Source organism: Tautonia plasticadhaerens (genome assembly GCF_007752535.1).
GTDB classification, from domain to species: Bacteria; Planctomycetota; Planctomycetia; order Isosphaerales; family Isosphaeraceae; genus Tautonia; species Tautonia plasticadhaerens.
The window spans coordinates 7,803,468-7,821,254 of the sequence record NZ_CP036426.1 but is presented as its reverse complement, the minus strand read 5'-3'; the positions used below and the strand labels follow the sequence as shown (position 1 = coordinate 7,821,254).

At 72.9% G+C, this 17,787-nt stretch carries 14 protein-coding genes; 8 read left to right on the top strand and 6 right to left on the bottom strand.

All coding sequences use genetic code 11. The features are described 5' to 3' along the window. Positions 1–163 precede the first annotated feature (163 nt). The 3 genes from ElP_RS31175 (at position 164) to ElP_RS31165 (ending at position 3,622) form a co-directional block, all read left to right on the top strand. On the top strand, positions 164–925 hold the full coding sequence (locus ElP_RS31175; protein ID WP_197446517.1) for an EF-hand domain-containing protein: 762 nt from the start codon (positions 164–166) through the stop codon (positions 923–925). Positions 926–1,353: 428 nt separating this feature from the next. Continuing rightward, positions 1,354–2,007, top strand: a complete 654-nt coding sequence (locus tag ElP_RS31170; protein ID WP_145276912.1) for a response regulator transcription factor — start codon at positions 1,354–1,356, stop codon at positions 2,005–2,007. Then, the gene (locus ElP_RS31165; protein ID WP_145276910.1) at positions 2,000–3,622 is read left to right on the top strand and encodes a sensor histidine kinase; all 1,623 of its coding nucleotides are present in this window, start codon (positions 2,000–2,002) and stop codon (positions 3,620–3,622) included. The genes ElP_RS31170 and ElP_RS31165 overlap by 8 nt, the downstream gene beginning before the upstream one ends. A 45-nt stretch (positions 3,623–3,667) precedes the next feature. Here ElP_RS31165 and ElP_RS31160 read toward each other — a convergent pair whose 3' ends face one another. The 5 genes from ElP_RS31160 to ElP_RS31140 form a co-directional block, all read right to left on the bottom strand. After that, positions 3,668–4,630, bottom strand: coding sequence for a diguanylate cyclase (locus ElP_RS31160; protein WP_197446516.1), 963 nt, complete (start codon positions 4,628–4,630; stop codon positions 3,668–3,670). Continuing rightward, positions 4,627–9,441 carry a PAS domain S-box protein gene (locus ElP_RS31155; RefSeq protein ID WP_145276906.1) on the bottom strand — a complete coding sequence of 1,605 codons (4,815 nt, stop codon included), beginning with the start codon at positions 9,439–9,441 and terminating at the stop codon, positions 4,627–4,629. The genes ElP_RS31160 and ElP_RS31155 overlap by 4 nt, the downstream gene beginning before the upstream one ends. Next, entirely contained in the window at positions 9,438–10,046 is a 609-nt protein-coding gene (locus ElP_RS31150) for a thioredoxin domain-containing protein (RefSeq protein WP_145276904.1), read from the bottom strand. Before ElP_RS31150 ends, ElP_RS31155 begins: the two co-directional genes overlap by 4 nt. Before the next feature lie 181 nt (positions 10,047–10,227). Continuing rightward, on the bottom strand, positions 10,228–10,461 hold the full coding sequence (locus ElP_RS31145) for a hypothetical protein (RefSeq protein ID WP_145276902.1): 234 nt from the start codon (positions 10,459–10,461) through the stop codon (positions 10,228–10,230). A 47-nt stretch (positions 10,462–10,508) separates the two neighbouring features. Further along, complete coding sequence (locus tag ElP_RS31140) at positions 10,509–11,132, bottom strand: RNA polymerase sigma factor (protein WP_145276900.1); 624 nt, start codon at positions 11,130–11,132, stop codon at positions 10,509–10,511. Between the two features lie 226 nt (positions 11,133–11,358). Here ElP_RS31140 and trxA point away from each other — a divergent pair, with 226 nt between their 5' ends. The 5 genes from trxA (at position 11,359) to ElP_RS31115 (ending at position 16,364) form a co-directional block, all read left to right on the top strand. After that, on the top strand, positions 11,359–11,697 hold the full coding sequence (gene trxA / locus ElP_RS31135; RefSeq protein ID WP_145276898.1) for a thioredoxin: 339 nt from the start codon (positions 11,359–11,361) through the stop codon (positions 11,695–11,697). A 588-nt stretch (positions 11,698–12,285) separates the two neighbouring features. Then, positions 12,286–13,386, top strand: coding sequence for a DUF1559 family PulG-like putative transporter (locus ElP_RS31130; protein ID WP_145276896.1), 1,101 nt, complete (start codon positions 12,286–12,288; stop codon positions 13,384–13,386). Between the two features lie 167 nt (positions 13,387–13,553). Further along, on the top strand, positions 13,554–14,039 hold the full coding sequence (locus ElP_RS31125; protein WP_145276894.1) for a hypothetical protein: 486 nt from the start codon (positions 13,554–13,556) through the stop codon (positions 14,037–14,039). Between the two features lie 531 nt (positions 14,040–14,570). Then, on the top strand, positions 14,571–15,686 hold the full coding sequence (locus tag ElP_RS31120) for a DUF1559 domain-containing protein (RefSeq protein ID WP_145276892.1): 1,116 nt from the start codon (positions 14,571–14,573) through the stop codon (positions 15,684–15,686). 189 nt (positions 15,687–15,875) lie between these two features. Beyond that, positions 15,876–16,364, top strand: a complete 489-nt coding sequence (locus ElP_RS31115) for a hypothetical protein (RefSeq protein WP_197446515.1) — start codon at positions 15,876–15,878, stop codon at positions 16,362–16,364. Positions 16,365–16,444: 80 nt separating this feature from the next. On the opposite strand, the gene ElP_RS31110 is transcribed toward ElP_RS31115, so the two are convergent. Further along, positions 16,445–17,743, bottom strand: coding sequence for a tetratricopeptide repeat protein (locus ElP_RS31110; protein ID WP_197446514.1), 1,299 nt, complete (start codon positions 17,741–17,743; stop codon positions 16,445–16,447). Positions 17,744–17,787: the final 44 nt, after the last annotated feature.

Sequence of the window (17,787 nt, the reverse complement as noted above, 5' to 3'; positions counted from 1 at the left end):
CTGTGCGGGGCCTCAAGCCGGTGGGATCGAGATTCTTCGAGGGGCTTCATCCTGGCTTAAGGTGCCGCTCCGTAGGATTGCCCTGGAGTCGCCGAGGGGGTCGGGGACGAATCCGATCGCGGCGGCGACCGATGCAAACCGATCGATCCGAGGGAGGATGACGATGACCACGAAATCGATGATCCTGGCGGCGGCCTTCGCGGCGTCCGGGCTGCTGGGGACCGAGGCGATGGCGCAGGAGGGGCGGCTAGGGCCCGGGCCCGATGGCCCGCCGGGGGGGCGGCGAGGGGCCCTCGAGCGGGCGGGAGACCGTCAGCCGGGTGGGCCGATCCTCGGTGCCCTCGACGCCGACGGCGACGGGGTCCTCTCGGCCGAGGAGATCGAGGGCGCTCCCGCCGCCCTCAAGGCGATCGACCTCGACGGCGACGGGTCGATCTCCCGAGACGACCTCCGCGCCTCCCGCCGGGAGGGTGGCCGTCGCGGCGGCCCCGGTGTCGGCGGCCGAGGCCCCGGGGGTCGCCCCGGCCCGCCCGAGGGCGAGCATCGAGGAACTCACGCCGACCGGCCGGAGGGGGGCCCCCGGGGCCCGCACCCGGGGCCGGGAGGCCCGCCCGAGGGTCGGGGTCCCCGGGCGGACGGTCCCGGTCCCGGTCCCAGTCCGATGAGTTTCGGCACCCTGCCGCCGTTCGTCCGCGACCGGCTGGAACTGTCCGAGGGGCAGCGCAAGGACCTGGCGGAGCTCGACACGGAGGTCCGCGATCGGCTTGAATCGATCCTCACACCGGAGCAACTTGACGAGGTGCGTCGGGGAGGCCGGGGAGGCCCCGGTGGCCCGCCGGAAGTCCGGCCCGGCCGGCGGCCGGGAGGACCGCCGGAGGGCGCCCCCGATCGGCCCCGACGGCCGTCGCCTTCCCGAGATCGATGAGTGGTCCGTCCGCCTCGTTGGTTGCCAGAATGCTTCCGTCCCCCTCTCCCCGCGAGCGCGGAGAGGGCCCGGGGTGAGGGGTCCCGGCGTTGGACACTGCGCCCGAAGACGGGGCCGAACCCCCTCACCCGGCCTTCGGCTACCCTCTCCCCCGCGGACGGGGGCGAGGGTCGGAGACGACCGCTCTCTTGCGGGAGCATTTTGGATGGGCCAAAAGGAGTCTCGTCGGCGAGGGTTGTCCGGTGGTCGATGGGGAGCGGCCGTCCCGCGCGGGACGGCCACCCTCGGCCGTCCCCCATCGGAACGGTCCTCGTGGCGAACGACCTGAGTGTTGCCGGTCGGCCTCGGGAGGCGTGTGCAGTCAGTCGACGTCCTGCCCTCCCTAGGCCCGCCGCCGATTCCGGCCTTCCTGATGGAGTTGCTCCCCCGTGCGAGTCCTGGTGATCGAAGATGAGCCCGACCTCCGAAGGGCCCTGGTGCAGTCGCTCCGGGAGGAGGGGTACGCCGTCGACCAGGCGGGGGACGGGACGGAGGGCCTGTACAAGGGGGCGACCTGGGACTACGACGCGATCGTGCTCGACCTGATGCTGCCGGGGATCGACGGCTGGGACGTGCTCGAACGGCTCCGGCGCGAGAAGGGGACGCCGGTGCTGATCCTGACCGCGAGGGACGCCCTGGGGGACCGGGTCCGGGGGCTCGACGCGGGGGCGGACGACTACCTCGTCAAGCCGTTCGCCCTGGGGGAGCTGCTCGCCCGGCTCCGGGCACTGATCCGGAGGTCGGCCGGCCGGCCGCACCCGGAGATCCGGATCGACGAGGTGGTGGTCGACACGGCGACCCGCACCGTGTCCCGGGCCGGGGTGCCGATCACGCTCACGGCCCGGGAGTACGCGCTGGTCGAGCTGCTGGCGATGCATCGGGGTACGCTGATCCCCCGGTCGATGATCTACGACCGCCTCTTCGGCGAGGAGGACGACACGATGTCCAACGTGGTCGAGGTCCACGTCTCCCACATCCGCAAGAAGCTGGGCAGGGAATTCATCGCCACGAGGAGGGGCCAGGGGTACATCATCGATGCGTAGGTCGCTCCGCTGGCGGCTCCAGCTCTGGCACGGCCTGATCCTGCTGCTCGTGGTGGTCGGGTTCGGCTCGGCGCTCTATGCCGAGTCGCGCCGGGCCCGGCTGGGCGAGGTGGACGCCGAGTTGTTGGCGACGGCCCGGATGCTGGAGGGGTTCCTCCGGGAGCGTCCGGGTCGGTTCCTCCGGCAAGGGGGCCCGCCGGCCTCCCGGGGTGCGGATGGGCCCCGTCGGCCGGGCTTCGGCCCGCCCGGTCCGCCGCCCTCCCGGGGTGCGGATGGGCCCCGTGGGCCGGGCTTCGGCCCGCCCGGTCCGCCCGGCCGGGGAGGGGGCCCGCCGGGCCTCAGGGGGGGGCCGCCGATCCCCGACGGCGACGGGCCCGGCCGGCCGGGGGGCCGGCTGGCCGACCGGCTCGACGCCCGGGCCCCCCGCCGCCCCGACGCGCCCGCCCCCGGCCAGGGAGGTCCGTTCTTCGTCGTCTGGCGCGCCGACGGGTCGGTCTTCGACGCGTCGATGGAGGGCGGGCGGGAGATCCCGCCTCGCCCGCAGCCGGCCCCGGGCCGGGCGGCGGCCCGGGGCCGGGGCCACTGGCGAGAGGTGGTGATCGCGGGCCCGGCGGGCTCGACGATCCTGGTCGGGCGGCCGATCGGCCGGGAGCTGGCCGAGCTGGGCGGGCTGGCCCGTCGGCTGGCCGCGGTGGGGGGCGGGGTCTTCGCCGTCGGCCTGCTCGGCGGCTGGTGGCTGTCGGGCCGGGCGGTCCGGCCGATCGAGGCGATGGGCCGGACCGCCGAGGGGATCTCGGCGAGGAACCTCTCCGACCGGGTCGACCTCGCCGGCGTCGACCGGGAATTCGAGCGGCTCGGGTCGACGCTCAACGACATGCTCGACCGCCTGGAATCGGCATTCGAGCAGCAGACGAGGTTCACCGCCGACGCCTCCCACGAGCTGCGGACGCCGCTCTCGGTGATCCTCACCCACGCCGAGCTGGCGCTGGCCCGCACCCGGTCGGCCGACGAATATCGGGAGTCGCTGGGCACCTGCCGGAGGGCGGCCGGCCGGATGAGGGGGATCGTCGAGGACCTGCTCACCCTGGCCCGGGCCGACGCCGGGCAGCTCGACCTGAAGCGGGGGCCGGTCGACCTGAGGTCGATCGCCCTGGAGGTCGCCTCGCAACTCGGGCCGATGGCCGAGGGGAGGGGGGTCCGGGTCGAGGTCCGGGGGGATCGCGTCGTCGTGCCGGCCGATCCCGCCCGGCTCGGCCAGGTGGCGACCAACCTGATCTCCAACGCGATCGCCTACAACCGGCCCGGGGGGGCGGTGGTCGTGTCGACGGCGGTGGAAGGCGGGTCCGGCGTGCTCCGGGTGGTCGACACCGGCCCGGGCATCCCCGAGGCCGACCTCCCCCGGCTGTTCGACCGCTTCTATCGGGTCGACCTTGCCCGGTCCCGGGCGGCGGGCGGCAGCGGGCTCGGGCTGTCGATCTGCAAGAGCCTCGTCGAGGCGCTGGGCGGATCGATCGGTGTCCGCTCGGTCGAGGGGGAGGGGGCCGCGTTCGAGGTCCGGCTCCCCGGGCCGGGGCCCGCGTCGGGGTCGGGGTCGGGGGAGGAGGAGGGGGCATGAGCCGGGCCCTCGCCGTCGGGCCTGGTCGGGCGGGCCGCCCGGCGTTCAGAGGGCGAGGGAAGGGGGTGACGGGAGGGCGTCGGCGGGGGGGGAGGGGGCGGGCCCGGCGAGGCGGTCGGTGAAGGCGGAGACGCGGTCCCGGCCCTCGCGTTTGGAGCGGTAGAGGGCCTCGTCGGCGCGTCGGATGAGGTCGTCGGCGCCCTGGAACTCGACCGGGCCGGCGGTGTCGAGCCCGAGGCTGGCGGTCACGGGGCGATGGGGCCAGGCTTCGGATCGGAAGGCGGATCGGAGCCGCTCGGAGACCAGGACCGCCTCCTCGGTGCCGGTGGCCGGCAGGAGCACGGCGAACTCCTCGCCGCCGTATCGGGCGACGAGGTCGTGGCCGCGCACCGAGCTCTGGAGCATCGCCCCGACGCGCCGGAGGACCTCGTCGCCGGCCGGGTGGCCGAAGGAGTCGTTGAACGACTTGAAGTTGTCGACGTCGAGCATCACCAGGGAGAGGGGCTCCCGGAGCCGCCTGGCCTGGGAGAGCAGCAGGTCGAGGTCCTCGTGGAAACGGCGTCGGTTGCGGACGCCGGTGAGGGCGTCGGTGGTGGCCAGCTCGGCGAGCCGGGCGTTGCGCCGGCCCAGCTCGGCGTGGACGGCGAGGATCCGGCCGGCGATCTGGAGCCGGAGGTTCAACTCGTCGGGGTCGGGGGGCTTGGTGAGGAAGTCGTCGGCCCCGGCGTGGAGGCCCTCCAGGCGGTCGTCCCGGTTGTTGCGGGCGGTCAGGAGGATGACGTAGGTATAGCGGTCGTGCTCGACGGCCCGGATCCGGCGGCAGAGGCCGAGGCCGTCGAGGCGGGGCATCATCCAGTCGGAGATGAGCACGTCGGCGCCGTCGCGTTCGAGCATCTCCCAGGCGGCCTCGCCGTCGGGGGCGACGGCGGGCCGGTGTCCCATGCGTTCCAGGGTCCGGCGGAGGTAGAGGGCGGCGGGGGCCTGGTCCTCGGCGATGAGGATCTTCATGATTCGACCTCCCGCAATTGCGACAGGGCCAGGCGGAGCGGCTCCCAGCCCTCCCGGACCGCCGGCCATCCGGCCGCCGCCCGGGGCCCCTCGCCGTGCCGGGCGGCCTCCTCGACCTCCCGACAGGCATCGGCCAGTGCCCCGGCGCCGATGGTGGCGAAGATGCCCTTGAGGCCGTGGGCGCGGTCGGCCGCGGCCTCGGGGTCGCCGAGGAGGATCGCCCGCTCCAGCTCGGCCAGGCCGCCGGGAGCCGAGTCGAGGACCGAGGCGGCCAGCTCCCGGGCGAACTCCTCGTCCCCCCCGCAGATCGCCAGCAGGTCGTCTCGGACGGCCCCGTCGGCCGGGGCGACGTCCGCCCGGTCGTGCCGGGGGGAGGCGTCGAGGGCGTCCCGGAGCTGGGCCTGGCGGAGGGGCTTGGGCAGGTAGCCGTCGAATCCGGAGGCGAGGCAACGCTCGCGGTCCCCGGCCATGGCGTGGGCGGTCAGGGCGATGACCCGCTGGTGGCGGCCGGTGGGGGCCTCGGCGTCCCGGATGGCCCGGATGGCCTCGAATCCGTCCATGACGGGCATCTGGACGTCCATCAGCACGAGGTCGAAGGGCTCCTCGGCCAGGGCGTCGATCGCCTGCCGGCCGTCCTCGGCGACCCGGACGCCGTGGCCGAGGCCCTCGATCATCCGCACGGCCACCTTCTGATTGACCGCGTGGTCCTCGACCAGCAGGATGCGGAGCGGGCCGGCCGGGCCCGGGTGGTCGGGACCGGCGCGGGGCCCCGGGTCGGGGGGGTGGCCGTCGTCCGGGGAGAGGGCGGAGAAGGCGGTCATCAGGGAGTCGAGCAGGTCGGACCGTCGGACCGGCTTGACCAGGCAGGAGGAGAAGCGGAGGGCCCTCAGGGCGTCCCCGTCGTCGGGACGGCCGGCGGAGGTCAGCAGCAGGAGCGGGACCGAGTCGATCGCCGGGTCGGACCGGATCCGGTCGGCCAGGTCGAAGCCGTCCATGCCGGGCATCATGCCGTCGACCAGGGCGGCGTCGAACGGCTCCCCGAGGGCGGCGGCCGAGCGCAGGGCGGCCAGCGCGGCCTCGCCGCCGTCGAGGCCGACGGCCCGCATCCCCCAGGTGCCCAGCAGCTCCTGGAGGATCAGCCGGTTGGTGGCGTTGTCGTCGACCACCAGCACCTTGCGGCCGATCAGGGCCGGGGGCGACGGCGACGGCCGCTGCGACCGGGCCCGATCGGCCAGGCCGAGGCGGGCCCGGAAGCGGAAGGTGCTGCCGGAGCCGGGCGTGCTCTCGGCGAGGATGGCCCCGCCCATCATGGCCACGAGCTTGGAGGAGATGGCCAGGCCCAGGCCCGTGCCGCCGAAGCGTCGGGTGGTGGAGCCGTCGGCCTGCTCGAAGGGGGCGAAGATCGCCGTGAGCTTCTCCGGGGGGATGCCGATCCCGGTGTCCGAGACGCGGAAACTGAGGGTGACGCCGTCGTCGTCGGGCGGATCGGATTCGACGTCGACGACGACCTCGCCCCCGTCGGTGAACTTGATGGCGTTGCCGACGAGGTTGACCAGCACCTGGCGGAGGCGGTCGGCGTCGCCGACCACGGCGTCGGGCACCTCCGGCGCGATCCTCAGGGCCAGCTCCAGCCCCTTGCCGTGCGCCCGGACGGCCAGGACGCGGAGCGTCTCCTCGACCGCCTGCCGGAGGGGGAAGGGTGCGGGGTCGAGCCTGAGCTTGCCGGCCTCGATCTTGGAGAAGTCGAGGATGTCGTCGATGATCGTCATCAGCGACTCGGCCGACGAGCGGGCCAGGGTGATGTACTCGCGCTGGCGGGGGGAGAGGGCGGTGTCCAGGGTCAGCTCGGTCATGCCGAGGATGCCGTTCATCGGCGTGCGGATCTCGTGGCTCATGTTGGCCAGGAACTCGCTCTTGGCCCGGGTGGCGGCCTCGGCCGCCTCCTTGGCCCGGCGGAGCGACGCCTCGACCTCCTTGCGCTCGGTCACGTCGGTGCAGCAGGTCAGGTAGCCGAGCATGGTGCCGTCGGCCAGCACCCGGGGGATGCCCCGGAAGGCCATCCAGCGGTAGGAGCCGTCGGCGTGGCGGAGGCGGTATTCGGCCTCCAGGGCCTGCCTGCCGAGCATCACCCGGCCGTAGTCCTCGACGCATCGTCCCGCGTCCTCGGGGTGGAAACGCCCCATGATGCCCATCCCGAGCAGCTCGTCGGCCGGGCCCCCGAGGAAGTCGAGGGCCGTCTGGTTGGCGAAGGTGCAGCCGACCTCCAGGTCTCCCATGAGGATGAGGACCGGGGCGCTGTCGGCCAGCTCCCGGAAGCGGCGCTCGCTCTCCCGGACGGCCTCCTCGGCACGCTTGCGGGGGGTGATGTCCTCGATCATCGCCACGAAGTGCAGCGGCCTTCCGTCCTCGTCCCGGACCAGCGCGACGCTGAGCACGACCCAGACGACGTGCCCCTCCTTGTGGAAGTAGCGTTTCTCCATCCGGTAGCTGGGGATCTCCCCGGAGAGGGTGAGGCGGACCTGGTCGAGGTCGGCCTCCAGGTCCTCGGGGTGGGTGATCCGCTGGAAGTCGAGCCGGAGCAGCTCGTGCTCGGGATAGCCGACGATCTCGCAGAGGATCCGATTGACCCGGAGGAATCTGCCCCCCGGGTCGACCAGCGCCATGCCGACGGCGGCGACGTCGAAGGCACCCCGGAACCGCGCCTCGCTCTGGCGGAGGACCTCGGCGGAGCGGAGGCGGTCGGTGACGTCCATCACCACCATCAGCTCGGACCGGGGCCGGGCCCGGCCGTCTTCGGCCTCGAATGAGATGCGCTTGCGGATGTTCAGCCAGCGAGTCGGGCCGTCGGGCGGGACCACCCGGTGCTCGAACGCGAAGACGCCGTCGCCGCCCGGGTCCGGCCCCTCGGCGAGCGTTCGGCGCAGCTCCTCGCGGTCGTCGGGGTGGAGGCGGTCGTGCAGGGCCCGGCGGGGGATGGCCGCGTCGGGGGGCACGCCGAACAGGGCGGCGGCGGTCTCGTCCGCGATCGCCGAATCGGCGTCGTGGTCGATGGCGATGACCCCGAGCCCGGCGAGGTCGAGCGCCAGCCGGAGGCGTTCCTCCCCATCCCGGAGGGCCTGCGCGGCCTTCCTGGCCTCGGTGACGTCGTCGGCCGCGCCGAGGATCTGCAGGGGCCGGCCGCGGGCGTCCCGGCAGGCGACCAGCTCCCGGCTGCGGAGCCATCGCCAGGAGCCGTCGGCGTGCCGGTGCCGGTACTCGAACTCCCGGATCTCCCCGTCCCCCAGGCCGTCATACCGCGAGCCCTCGTCCGCCAGGCCGATGGCCTCGGCGTCGTCGGGATGGACCAGCCGGGAGAGGATCCCCGGGCCCATCTCCCGGATCTGCTCCGGGGAGTAGCCGAGGATCGCCTCGATCCGTCCGTTGACCCAGCGGTTGCTGCGGGTTTCGAGGTCGTAGAGGTAGAGGATCGAGGGGATCGCCCCGGTGATCCCCTCGATGAACCGCTGGCGCTCTCGGGCCTCGGCCTCGGCCCGGCGGCGGTCGGCGATCTCGTCGCGGAGCTGGGCGTTGGCCGCCTGCAGCTCGGCGGTCCGCCGTCGGACGCGCTCGTCCAGCTCGTCGAGGGTCCGTCTCAGGGCCTCCTCGGCACGCTTGCGATCGTCGATGTCGGTGCAGGTGCCGATCCAACGCTCGGGACGGCCGTCGGCCCCCCGGCTCGCCCGGCCCCGGACGGTGAACCAGCGATACGAGCCGTCGGCCGCCCGGAGGCGGTACTCCAGGTCATAGAGGCCATTGCCGGACTCCCCCGAGGCGGCCTCCCAGCACGACCGGGCCCGGTCGCGGTCGTCGGGGTGCACGGCGTCGACCCATCCCATGCCGAGTTGCTCGGCCTCGGGGACGCCGGTGTAGTCGACCCACTGCCGGCTGAGGTAGTCGCAATGGCCGTCGGGGGTGGTGGCCCAAACGAGCTGGGGCATCGCCTCGGTCAGGCCCCGGAAGCGGTCGCCGAGGTCCCGGGCCTCGGCCTCGGCCCGGCGGCGGTCGGCGACCTCGCCCAGCAGGGCGAGGTTGGCTTGCTCCAGCTCGGTCGTCCGGTCCCGGACCCGGCGTTCCAGCGTCCCCCGGGATTCGGACAGCTCGGCGGTCCGCTCCTCGACCAGACGCTCCACCCGGCCGCGGATCGCCTCACCCTCGGCCTGCCGCTCGGCCACCTTGGACAGCTCCCGGCGAGCCTGAATGCAGCCGACGATGAGCACCGCGTCCTCGAAGGACACCCAGCCGACGTGCTCCAGCCATCGCCAGCGGGAGGTCGTCTCGATGCCGTAGATCGACCTCGGCCAGAGCTCCCCCCGGAGGAAGTGGTCGGCCGCCACCACGGCCGAGGCCGTCAGCAGCACCCGCCAGTCGCGGTACAGGGCCAAAAAGGCGAGCGAGCCGAAGACGTGGAAGTGGGCCTCGATCCGGCCCCCACAGAGGTGGATCAGCAGCGCCCCCAGCAGCATCTGGCCGACGGCGATCACGTGCCGGGTCGACGCCCAGCCCGGCCGGGCCAGGCCCAGGGACGCCGGCAGGGCCACGATCGCCCCGCCGAGGAAGATCGCCGCCCAGACGTGGGCGTGCAGGTAGGAGTCCTCGCCCACCCAGGTCAGGGGAGACACCCACAACGCGATGCCGATCATCGCCAGCCACTCGTACAGCAGCAGCGTGGCGAAGAGGCGGTCGGCCCGGCGGTAGCCGGCCGTCAGGTGCGCGTGTAGCAGGGCGTCGGCCCGGTCCCGGACGTCCCGGGAGGCCCCGATCGGCTCGATCATCTCGGGGACTCCCGGGGCGGGGGGCTCAGGGGGCAGCCGAAGACGGGGTGGCTCGAGGCGGCGGCGTCCCCGAACCGGAGCAGCGAGCGGATCGCCTCCCGGCCCGCGTTGTCGCCCCGGTGGCCCCGCCCGGCGGTGATCCCCCCGCTGAAGGCCAGCTCCCCTCGGGGGCCGAAGAGCAGGACGTGGCCGGACGTCGTCACGCCGAACCGCCGGGCCTCCTCGCCCCCCGGGTCGGGCCTCGCCTCCACCCCGAGCCGATCCCGGACCAGCCGTCCGAGGTCGGACTCCGGCCCGCCCCTTCGCCCGCCGTACCGGAGCAGGACGGCCCGGACCGAGATCCGGTCCCGGGACGGCTCCAGCGCCGCCGCCAACTCCTCCACGCTCGCCTTCGAGCACGGGCAACGTGGGTGCAGGAAGATCAATAGCTCGGGCCGGCCGAGGTCGGGGGCGATCCGGCTCCCGGCCGGCCATCGCCCGGGGGGGGCCCCGGGGTCCCCGGGCCGGTTGGCGTGGGCCCCCAGCAGCAGGTGCCCGGCACCGACCAACAGCCCCCAGCCCGTCACGGCCAGGGGGAGCAATGGTTTCAGGAGCCGATCGTCCATCGTAATCGGGATCGTCGCGTCAACGTTCCGGAGGGAGAGTGGAGGAGCGTCTCCGGAACTCTAGGACGCGAAACGACCCGACGGAACGGGCCCGGGGGAGGCCGCCGGCCTCGCGGGCCGCCCGGTCCCCGCGCGCACCGACCTCCGGGGGCGGGATCGGCAGCCGGGCACTTCGAATCCCTCAGCCGGGCTCGCGGAGCATCTCCCGCATCGCCTCGAATTCCTCGGCGCAGCCGGGGCAGAGCTGCAGGTGGGCGGCTACGGGGCGGAGACGGTCGGGGATCGATCGGCCGGCCTCGACCAGCTCGAGGTAGGTCCCCACGCGGTCGAGCCACTCCTCGCAGTCGATCTCGTCGGGGCAGGTGGCCAGCAGGGCCCGGGCCAGCGCCCGCCAGTGTTCGTCCCGAAGCGTCATCGCGTTCCCCCCGGGGGCTCGAACCGCCTCGAATCGGCCTCGGCCCCTCACTCGGACGGCATGCCGAAGCCGTATCTTACGTCGTCGTCGCTCAGGCCGGCGTCGATCAGCCGCGCCTTGAGCTTCTTGCGGGCGTCGTGCACGAGCTTGTACAGGGCGTTGCGATTGATCCCCAGCCCCCGGGCGATCTCCTCCGGGGGGAGCCCTTGCAACTCAGAGACCAGCGCGGTGCGCTGGCGGTCGGTCAGCTCGGCATCCAGGGTCCGGCGGAGCAGGTCGAGGATCTCGGCCCGGACGGCCATGCGCTCCGGCTCCGGCTCCCGATCGACCGGCTCCAACCCGACGGGAAAGGCCCCGGGGGCCATGCCGCCGAGCGAGACGTCTCGCCACCGGGCCCGTCGCAGCTCGGTCATCGCCACCCGGACGGCGATCGCGGTGGCCCAGGTGGTGAACCGGCTCTCCCCCCGGAAGGAGTCGAGCCGGTCGAGCACGCGGAGGGTCGCCTCCTGGGCCAAGTCGTCGATCAGCGCCCCGTCGGCCGCGGCCCGGCCGGACAGGGCCCGGCGCAGGCCGGAAAGGAAGAGGACCCTCAGCTCCTCCAGCGCCCGGTCGGTCGCCGGGCCGCCCTCCCGGAGCTCGGCCACCCAGTCCCGATCCCCCGCCTCGCCCATCCCCCCCCTCCGTCCGCCCGCCGGCCCGCCGCCCCTCGGCGGCCGGGGGGCACCCTCGGCCCCCGTGATCGACATCATCCGAAACGATCGCCCCGGCGTCCATCCGCCGCCCCCGGCCCGGGAGGGGTAAGACGATCGCCACCCGTCGCGTCGGATTGGTGGAAGCCAGGGGGCGGGCGGAGGGCGACGAGGGCCGCCCCCGGCCCCCGATCCGAGGAGACGAGCGATGAAGACGAACCACCCGATCGAGGTCACCGACGCCAGCTTCGAGACCGAGGTCCTCCGCGACGGCCGGCCGGTCCTGGTCGACTTCTGGGCCCCCTGGTGCCCGCCGTGCAGGGCCCTGGCCCCGACGATCGACGCCCTGGCCGAGTCGTTCGACGGCCGGGCGACGATCGCCAAGCTCGACGTCGACCGGAATCCCGAGACCGCCACCGCCTTCGGCATCTCGTCGATCCCGGCGGTCCTGATCTTCCGGGACGGCCGGGAGGTGGACCGGCTGGTCGGCCTCCAGCCCCGCTCCCGGTACGAACTGGCCCTGGAAGGGGCCGGGGCCGTGGCGTAACCAGGGCGGGCGGATCGCCCCCCGGGCGGGGCGGCCCGGGCGGGCCCACCCCTCCCGAGTCCGTCGGCCGATCGGATCCCCTCGCCCGGGAGGGCCGGGCCGAGAGCCCTGCCCGACCGGATCCTTCCCGGGCGTCGGCCGATGCCGAGGCGACGGGGCCAGGGAGGGCCCCGCCGGTCGGGCGTCCCGCCCTCCCCGAACCTCCCCTCCCCGGGACACCGCAAGGGGGGAGTTCCGCAAGAGGGATTCAAGGATTCCTGGAATCGGGATTTACGACTTGACCGATGTCAGCCCTCCTGATAACACCGAATGTACCTCTCGATTGCGTCCGCCAGGGAACGGCGGGGGAGACGTCCTCACCACTCGGATCGTCCCTCGGGGGGCGGCAGGCATCCTCACCGATCCGCGTCGATGCCCAGCCCCTGTCCGTCGCCCACGCCACATCCCATCCATGCGGAATGACCCCTGAGAGGCGTTCGCGTTCCGCTTCCGTCTCGGTCCACTCACCAGATCTCCGGCGGCGCCGACCGCCCGGTCCCGGGCAAACGCCGCCTCGTGCCGTTGCGCGCCTCGCGCGGGAGCTCCCCCATGCACATCAAGCCTCGCTCACGTCCCGGCTTCACGCTGATCGAATTGCTCGTCGTCATCGCCATCATCGGCGTGCTGATCGCCCTGCTGCTGCCCGCGGTCCAGGCGGCCCGGGAGGCGGCCCGACGGGCCCAGTGCACGAACAACCTGAAGCAGATCGGCATCGCCATGCACAACTACCACGACCAGTTCGGGGCGTTCCCGACCGGCGGCATCACGGGCGCCGCCCAGGGGGACGTCTGGGCCGGCAACGCCAACCTCCTGTGCTGGAGGGCCCTCGTGATGCCCCAGATCGAGGGGAACAACACCTACAACGCCATCAACTTGAACGTAAACACCATCGGCGCCGGCCCCGATCCGGGGGCCATGTACACCGCCTGGGTGACCGTCAGCAGCAGCTGGCTGTGCCCCTCGGACGGGGAGAACGGCGGGGGCCTGCTGCCCTGGCAGAATGGCGGCCTCGGCCAGTACCCGGCCGGCAACCCGCCGATCAACCCCACCACCGGCACGTTCGACACGCGGGTCCCGGTCTCCGACTACGCCCTGAGCTTCGGCGACAACTACGCCGGCGGCGTCCTCAACGGCGGCCTGCCCTGGGAGACTCCCCCCACCGTCACCACCCTGCCCCCGGGCCAGCCCCGCATCGGCCACCACGGCTTCTGGGGCACCAAGGACAGCGGGGGCAGGATGCGGGCCTTCTCCGACTATCGGGATCTCCAGACCACCAACATTGCCGGAGTCCGCGACGGCACCAGCAACACCCTGATGGTCGGCGAGGTCCTGCCCTACCGGTCCGCCGACAGCAACTTCTGGCACTTCAACGGCTCCAGCGCCGGCACCACCGTGCCCCTGAATTGGAACTCCAACACCGTCCCCGGCAACGACCCGTCCTGCCTCAACCTGTGGCAGAGCGCCAGTGCGCCGCTAGGCTGTCGCTTCGGCGCCGCGGCCAAGGGGTTCGTCAGCGAGCATCCCGGTGGCGCCAACTTCCTGTTCGCCGACGGCTCGGTGAAGTTCCTCAAGGAGAGCATCAACATCGTCACCTATTGCGCCCTGGGCAGCCGGGCCGGCGGCGAGGTCGTCAGCGCCGACCAGTACTGACCCGCTCGATCGCCCGCCGACGGGACCCGCGGTCCGGGACGCGAGGGCGAGGCGCCGGCCTTCGGGTCCGGCGCTGCGCCCTCGTCCGTCGTGGGGGCGATCCATCATGCTTGCGCCCGGCCGCCCGCCGGTGGCGGCCCGAATCCAACTCCGAGGATCTCCCGATCATGAATCGCATCACCCGGGTGCCCGCCCTGCTGGGGGGGCTCGCCCTGCTGGGGGGGCTCGCCCTGCTGCTGCTCGCCGGCTGCGGCGGCGATACGCTCGGCAAACGCTACTCCGTTTACGGGACCGTCACTTACAACGGCGAGCCGGTCCCCCACGGGAACATCTTCTTCGTCCCGGACGACCCGAATGTTGGCCGGGCCGCCTCAGGCACGATCGAGGACGGGGACTATCAGCTCTCCACCGCGGGGGACGACGACGGCGCCTTCCCCGGCTCGTACAAGATCCGGATCGTCGCGCTGGACGTCGACAACTCCCAGGTCGTCGCCAAAATGCAGGGCGGCGCCGGGAGGCAGGACGACATCATCGCCGCCAACAAGGCCGCCAAGCCGCTCATCCCGGCGAAATACCAGCTGGAGACGACCTCCGGCCTCACCGCCACGGTCGAGGAGCGCTCCAACGAGCTCGACTTCGCCCTGACGGATTGACCGTCGTCCCGACAGCCCCGGCATCCCGGCATCCCGGCCTCCGGGGGCCGGGGAGGCGGCCGCGTCGCGGTCCGATCGGATCCTACCGGGACCGTGCCAGGATCCCGGACGGCCCCCGAGGCCGCTCGCCGGCCATCGAGCACCCGGCCGTGATCAATCGCATCGATCAAGTCATTCAGGGACGCATGCTCGCTGTTAAACATCGGTCGAAAATATAGGTGGTCGCTTCACTTGCCGCTTGACCTGCGGCTCGGGGCACCCTTATCCTACAGCGGGTACCTTGATGTGCCGAGACCTCGACGGCTGTTCGTCCGAGGTCGACGATCAGGTCATGGACGGGTATCCCCAGCTTGAGCCGCCTGTTACGTTCGAGGCGGGCGGCCCTCCCTCGTGTCGTTCGATACGGGTTCTCGGTTCCGCAGTTCTCTCGCTCAATTCGATCGAGTCTCTTATTCGAGGCGGGGTGGTCCCGAGGGCGTGCTCTCGGACCGTTTCGTCATTGCGCTTCACGCGCAGGAGTCGAGTTACGCAATGAAGGACAGAGTCGACAGACGATCCGGCTTCACGCTGATCGAGCTGCTGGTTGTGATCGCCATCATCGGTGTCCTGATCGCCCTGCTGCTGCCCGCGGTCCAGTCGGCCCGCGAGGCGGCGAGGCGGGCCCAGTGCACGAACAACCTGAAGCAGATCGGCATCGCGCTGCACAACTACCACGACCAACTCGGCTCGTTCCCTCCGGGCGCGATCGCCGACGAGAGTCGCGGCAGCATCTGGTCGGGCACCTCGCAGATGAACGTGCTCGCCTGGCGGGCGCTGATCCTGCCGCAGATGGAGGGGGGCAACGTCTACAACGCGTTGAACTTCGACGTCCACGGCAGCAACAACCAGGCCGCCGGGAACCAGGGCGCGTGGTACACCGCCTGGGTGACGGTCAACAGCACCTGGCTGTGCCCCTCTGACGGCGAGAACGGTGGCGGCCTGCGCGAGAAGGAGACCATTACCGGCAATTGGCCCAACGGCTCCGGCCCGATCAACCCGTTCACCGGCCAGCCGGTGACCGTTTGCCCGGTCTCCAACTATGCCGGCAGCTTCGGCGACAACTACGCCATCGGCGTGCTGACCCCGCCGGGCGGCCCGTGGGAGACCCCGATCGGCACCGTTCTGGCACCGGGCGTCCCCCGGATCGGCCACGCCGGGTTCTGGGGCACCAACTTCGACGAGACGACCACCGCCACCCGCGGCCAGGGCAAGCTGCGCGGCTTCTTCGCCTACCGGACCGCGGGCATCGGCCCGGTCAGCATGTCCACCGTCCGGGACGGCACCAGCAACACGATCATGGTCGGCGAGACCCTGCCCTATCAGGTCGCCGACAGCAACTTCTACATGCACAACGGCTGTTCCTTTGGCACGACGGTGCCGATCAACTGGGACACCAACACCGCCCCGGCCGTCGCCTTTGGCGACAGCAACTGGCGGAACCGCTTCAGCTACGCCTCCAAGGGGGCCAAGAGCGAGCACCCCGGCGGTGCGAACTTCCTGTTCGCCGACGGTTCGGTGAAGTTCCTCAAGGAGAGCATCAGCATGGTCGTCTACTGCGCCCTGGGCAGCACCAAGGGCGGCGAGGTCGTCAGCGCCGACCAGTATTGATCCCGAGCCGGCCCGGTCAACCGACGAGGCCCGGGGCGGCGACGCGGCCGCCCCGACCCGCACCAGTCGACCCCCGGGGGGGATGGCCCTCCCGGGGGTCTCGTTCGTGGGACTTTCGGTCGACGCGACGGCCCCCGAATCCGATCGGCCCCGCGCCTCGACCCCTCTTCGCAGTGGAGCATCAAGACCGTGCGTCCTGCCATCTCACCCCGCCGATTCGCACCCCTGGCCGCCTCGTTCCTCGGGGTCCTCGCACTGGCCGCCGGCTGCGGCGACGGCACCGGGCTTCCCGAGCGATACCCCGTCTCCGGCACCGTCACCTACAAGGGGGAGCCGGTCGAGACCGGGGCAATCTCCTTCACGCCCGTCGACGTGGCCAACGGCCGACCGGCCTCGGGCACGATCGAGGAGGGCTCCTACTACCTGACCACCGCCGTGGACGGCGACGGCGCCCTGCCGGGCGAGTACAAGGTCACCATCACCTCCCGGGCGGTCGACTACGACCAGGCCATGGCCGGCGTCCAGGGCGGCATGCCGAAGCAGGACGACGTGTCCAAGGCGATCACCGAGGCCGAGAACCTCGTCCCCCCCAAGTACAGCATCCCGGACACCTCGGGCCTCACCTACACGGTGACCGAGGGCTCGAACCGCGGCACCGACTTCGACCTGACCGATTGATCGACTGACCGGCCCCCGGGCCGTCCCGAGCGCTCGCCACTCCCTCCCCGGCCGGCCGACGGTCGAGGGCGGGAGGCGCCTCAGGGGCCCGGGTCGGCCTGGAAGCGATAGTAGCCGGCCAGGTCGGGCTGCCCGGCGGCCTCGTAGTGCTCGGCCAGAAGCAGGCAGGTCGGCCGATGGCCGGGGCGGATCGTCAGGGCCTTCTCGGCCCACCGGATCCCCTCCTCGGCGTGATCGTGCTCGATGAGCCAGCGGGCCGCCTCGTGCTGCAGGTCGACGTTGTTCGGGTCCCGGACCAGGGCGTCCCGGAGCCGGGTGATCTCGTCGGCCTCGGCCCGGAGCCGCTCGGAGCGGGCCCGCATCCGGTCCGCCTCCTCCGATCGGCCGAGCCGGGCCAGCAGCAACGACCGCTGGTAGGCGATCTCCGGGTCATGGGGCTCCAGCCCGGCGGCCCGGTCGAGGGACTCGAGCGCCTCCTCGAACCGGCCGGTCTGCTGGCGGAGCCGGGCCAGGCCCTTGAGCGCCTCGAGGTGCCCGGGGTCCCGCCCCAGGGCGGCCGAGAGCCGCCGTTCGGCCTCCGCAAACCGGCCCCGGCCCAGCTCGTTGAGCCCGGCCGAGGCGAGCGCCTCGGGGTCCTCGGGGTTCCGGTCGAGATACGACTCGAACTCGACCGCCGCCTCGTCGTGACGGCCGCCGAGGCGGAGGATCTCGGCGAGCCTCAGGCGGACGTCGTCCCGGTCGGGGGCGAGTTCCAGCGCCTTTTGGTAGTGGGAGGCGATCTCGTCGAACTCGTCCCCGACCCGTTCGGCGACCCGGCCCTCCATCACCCAGGGTTCGGGGTCGTCCGGGGCGTCCCGGCGCCATCGGGCGAGGGCCTCCCGGGCGGCGCCGAAGCGGAAGGTGGCCATGCCGATCTCGGCCAGCTCGCGGGCCACCATCGGCTCCGGCCGGTCCGAGGCGGCCAGGTGGGCCCGGAGCATCGGCTCGGCCTCGGCCGCCCGGCCGGCCCGGGCGAGGACGATCCCCTCCACGTCCCGCAGCTCCGAGCGGTCGAGCCCCTCCAGCTGGGCCTTCCGGGCGAATTCGGCCGCCTCGGCGGGCCGGGCCCGTGCTAGCGCCACCCGGGAGGCCCAGGCGAGTGCCTCGGGATCCTCGGGCCGTCGGCCGAGCCAGGCCGAGGCGAGCCGATCGGCCTCGTCGAGCCTCCCGGAGGCGATCGCCGATGCGATCGCCCCCGCCTGCTCCTCCCCCGCCGACCTCCCGATCAGGCTCGCCCCCAGCGTGACCAGGGCGACCGTCGCCACGACCGCCGAGGCGATCACCGCCCATCTCGGCCGTCGTCCGGCCTGCTGCCCTGTCGGTCCTGGTTGCTGGCTCATGGGGGGGGACTCCGGGGGGATCGCGTCGTCGTCGCCGCGAAGGC

Coding starts and splice junctions, on each gene's coding strand:
- ElP_RS31175 (WP_197446517.1), top strand. CDS start 164: ATGACCACGAAATCGATGATCCTGGCGGCGGCCTTCGCGGCGTCCGGG.
- ElP_RS31165 (WP_145276910.1), top strand. CDS start 2,000: ATGCGTAGGTCGCTCCGCTGGCGGCTCCAGCTCTGGCACGGCCTGATC.
- ElP_RS31160 (WP_197446516.1), bottom strand. CDS start 4,630: ATGAAGATCCTCATCGCCGAGGACCAGGCCCCCGCCGCCCTCTACCTC.
- ElP_RS31155 (WP_145276906.1), bottom strand. CDS start 9,441: ATGATCGAGCCGATCGGGGCCTCCCGGGACGTCCGGGACCGGGCCGAC.
- ElP_RS31150 (WP_145276904.1), bottom strand. CDS start 10,046: ATGGACGATCGGCTCCTGAAACCATTGCTCCCCCTGGCCGTGACGGGC.
- ElP_RS31145 (WP_145276902.1), bottom strand. CDS start 10,461: ATGACGCTTCGGGACGAACACTGGCGGGCGCTGGCCCGGGCCCTGCTG.
- ElP_RS31140 (WP_145276900.1), bottom strand. CDS start 11,132: ATGGGCGAGGCGGGGGATCGGGACTGGGTGGCCGAGCTCCGGGAGGGC.
- trxA (WP_145276898.1), top strand. CDS start 11,359: ATGAAGACGAACCACCCGATCGAGGTCACCGACGCCAGCTTCGAGACC.
- ElP_RS31130 (WP_145276896.1), top strand. CDS start 12,286: ATGCACATCAAGCCTCGCTCACGTCCCGGCTTCACGCTGATCGAATTG.
- ElP_RS31125 (WP_145276894.1), top strand. CDS start 13,554: ATGAATCGCATCACCCGGGTGCCCGCCCTGCTGGGGGGGCTCGCCCTG.
- ElP_RS31120 (WP_145276892.1), top strand. CDS start 14,571: ATGAAGGACAGAGTCGACAGACGATCCGGCTTCACGCTGATCGAGCTG.
- ElP_RS31110 (WP_197446514.1), bottom strand. CDS start 17,743: ATGAGCCAGCAACCAGGACCGACAGGGCAGCAGGCCGGACGACGGCCG.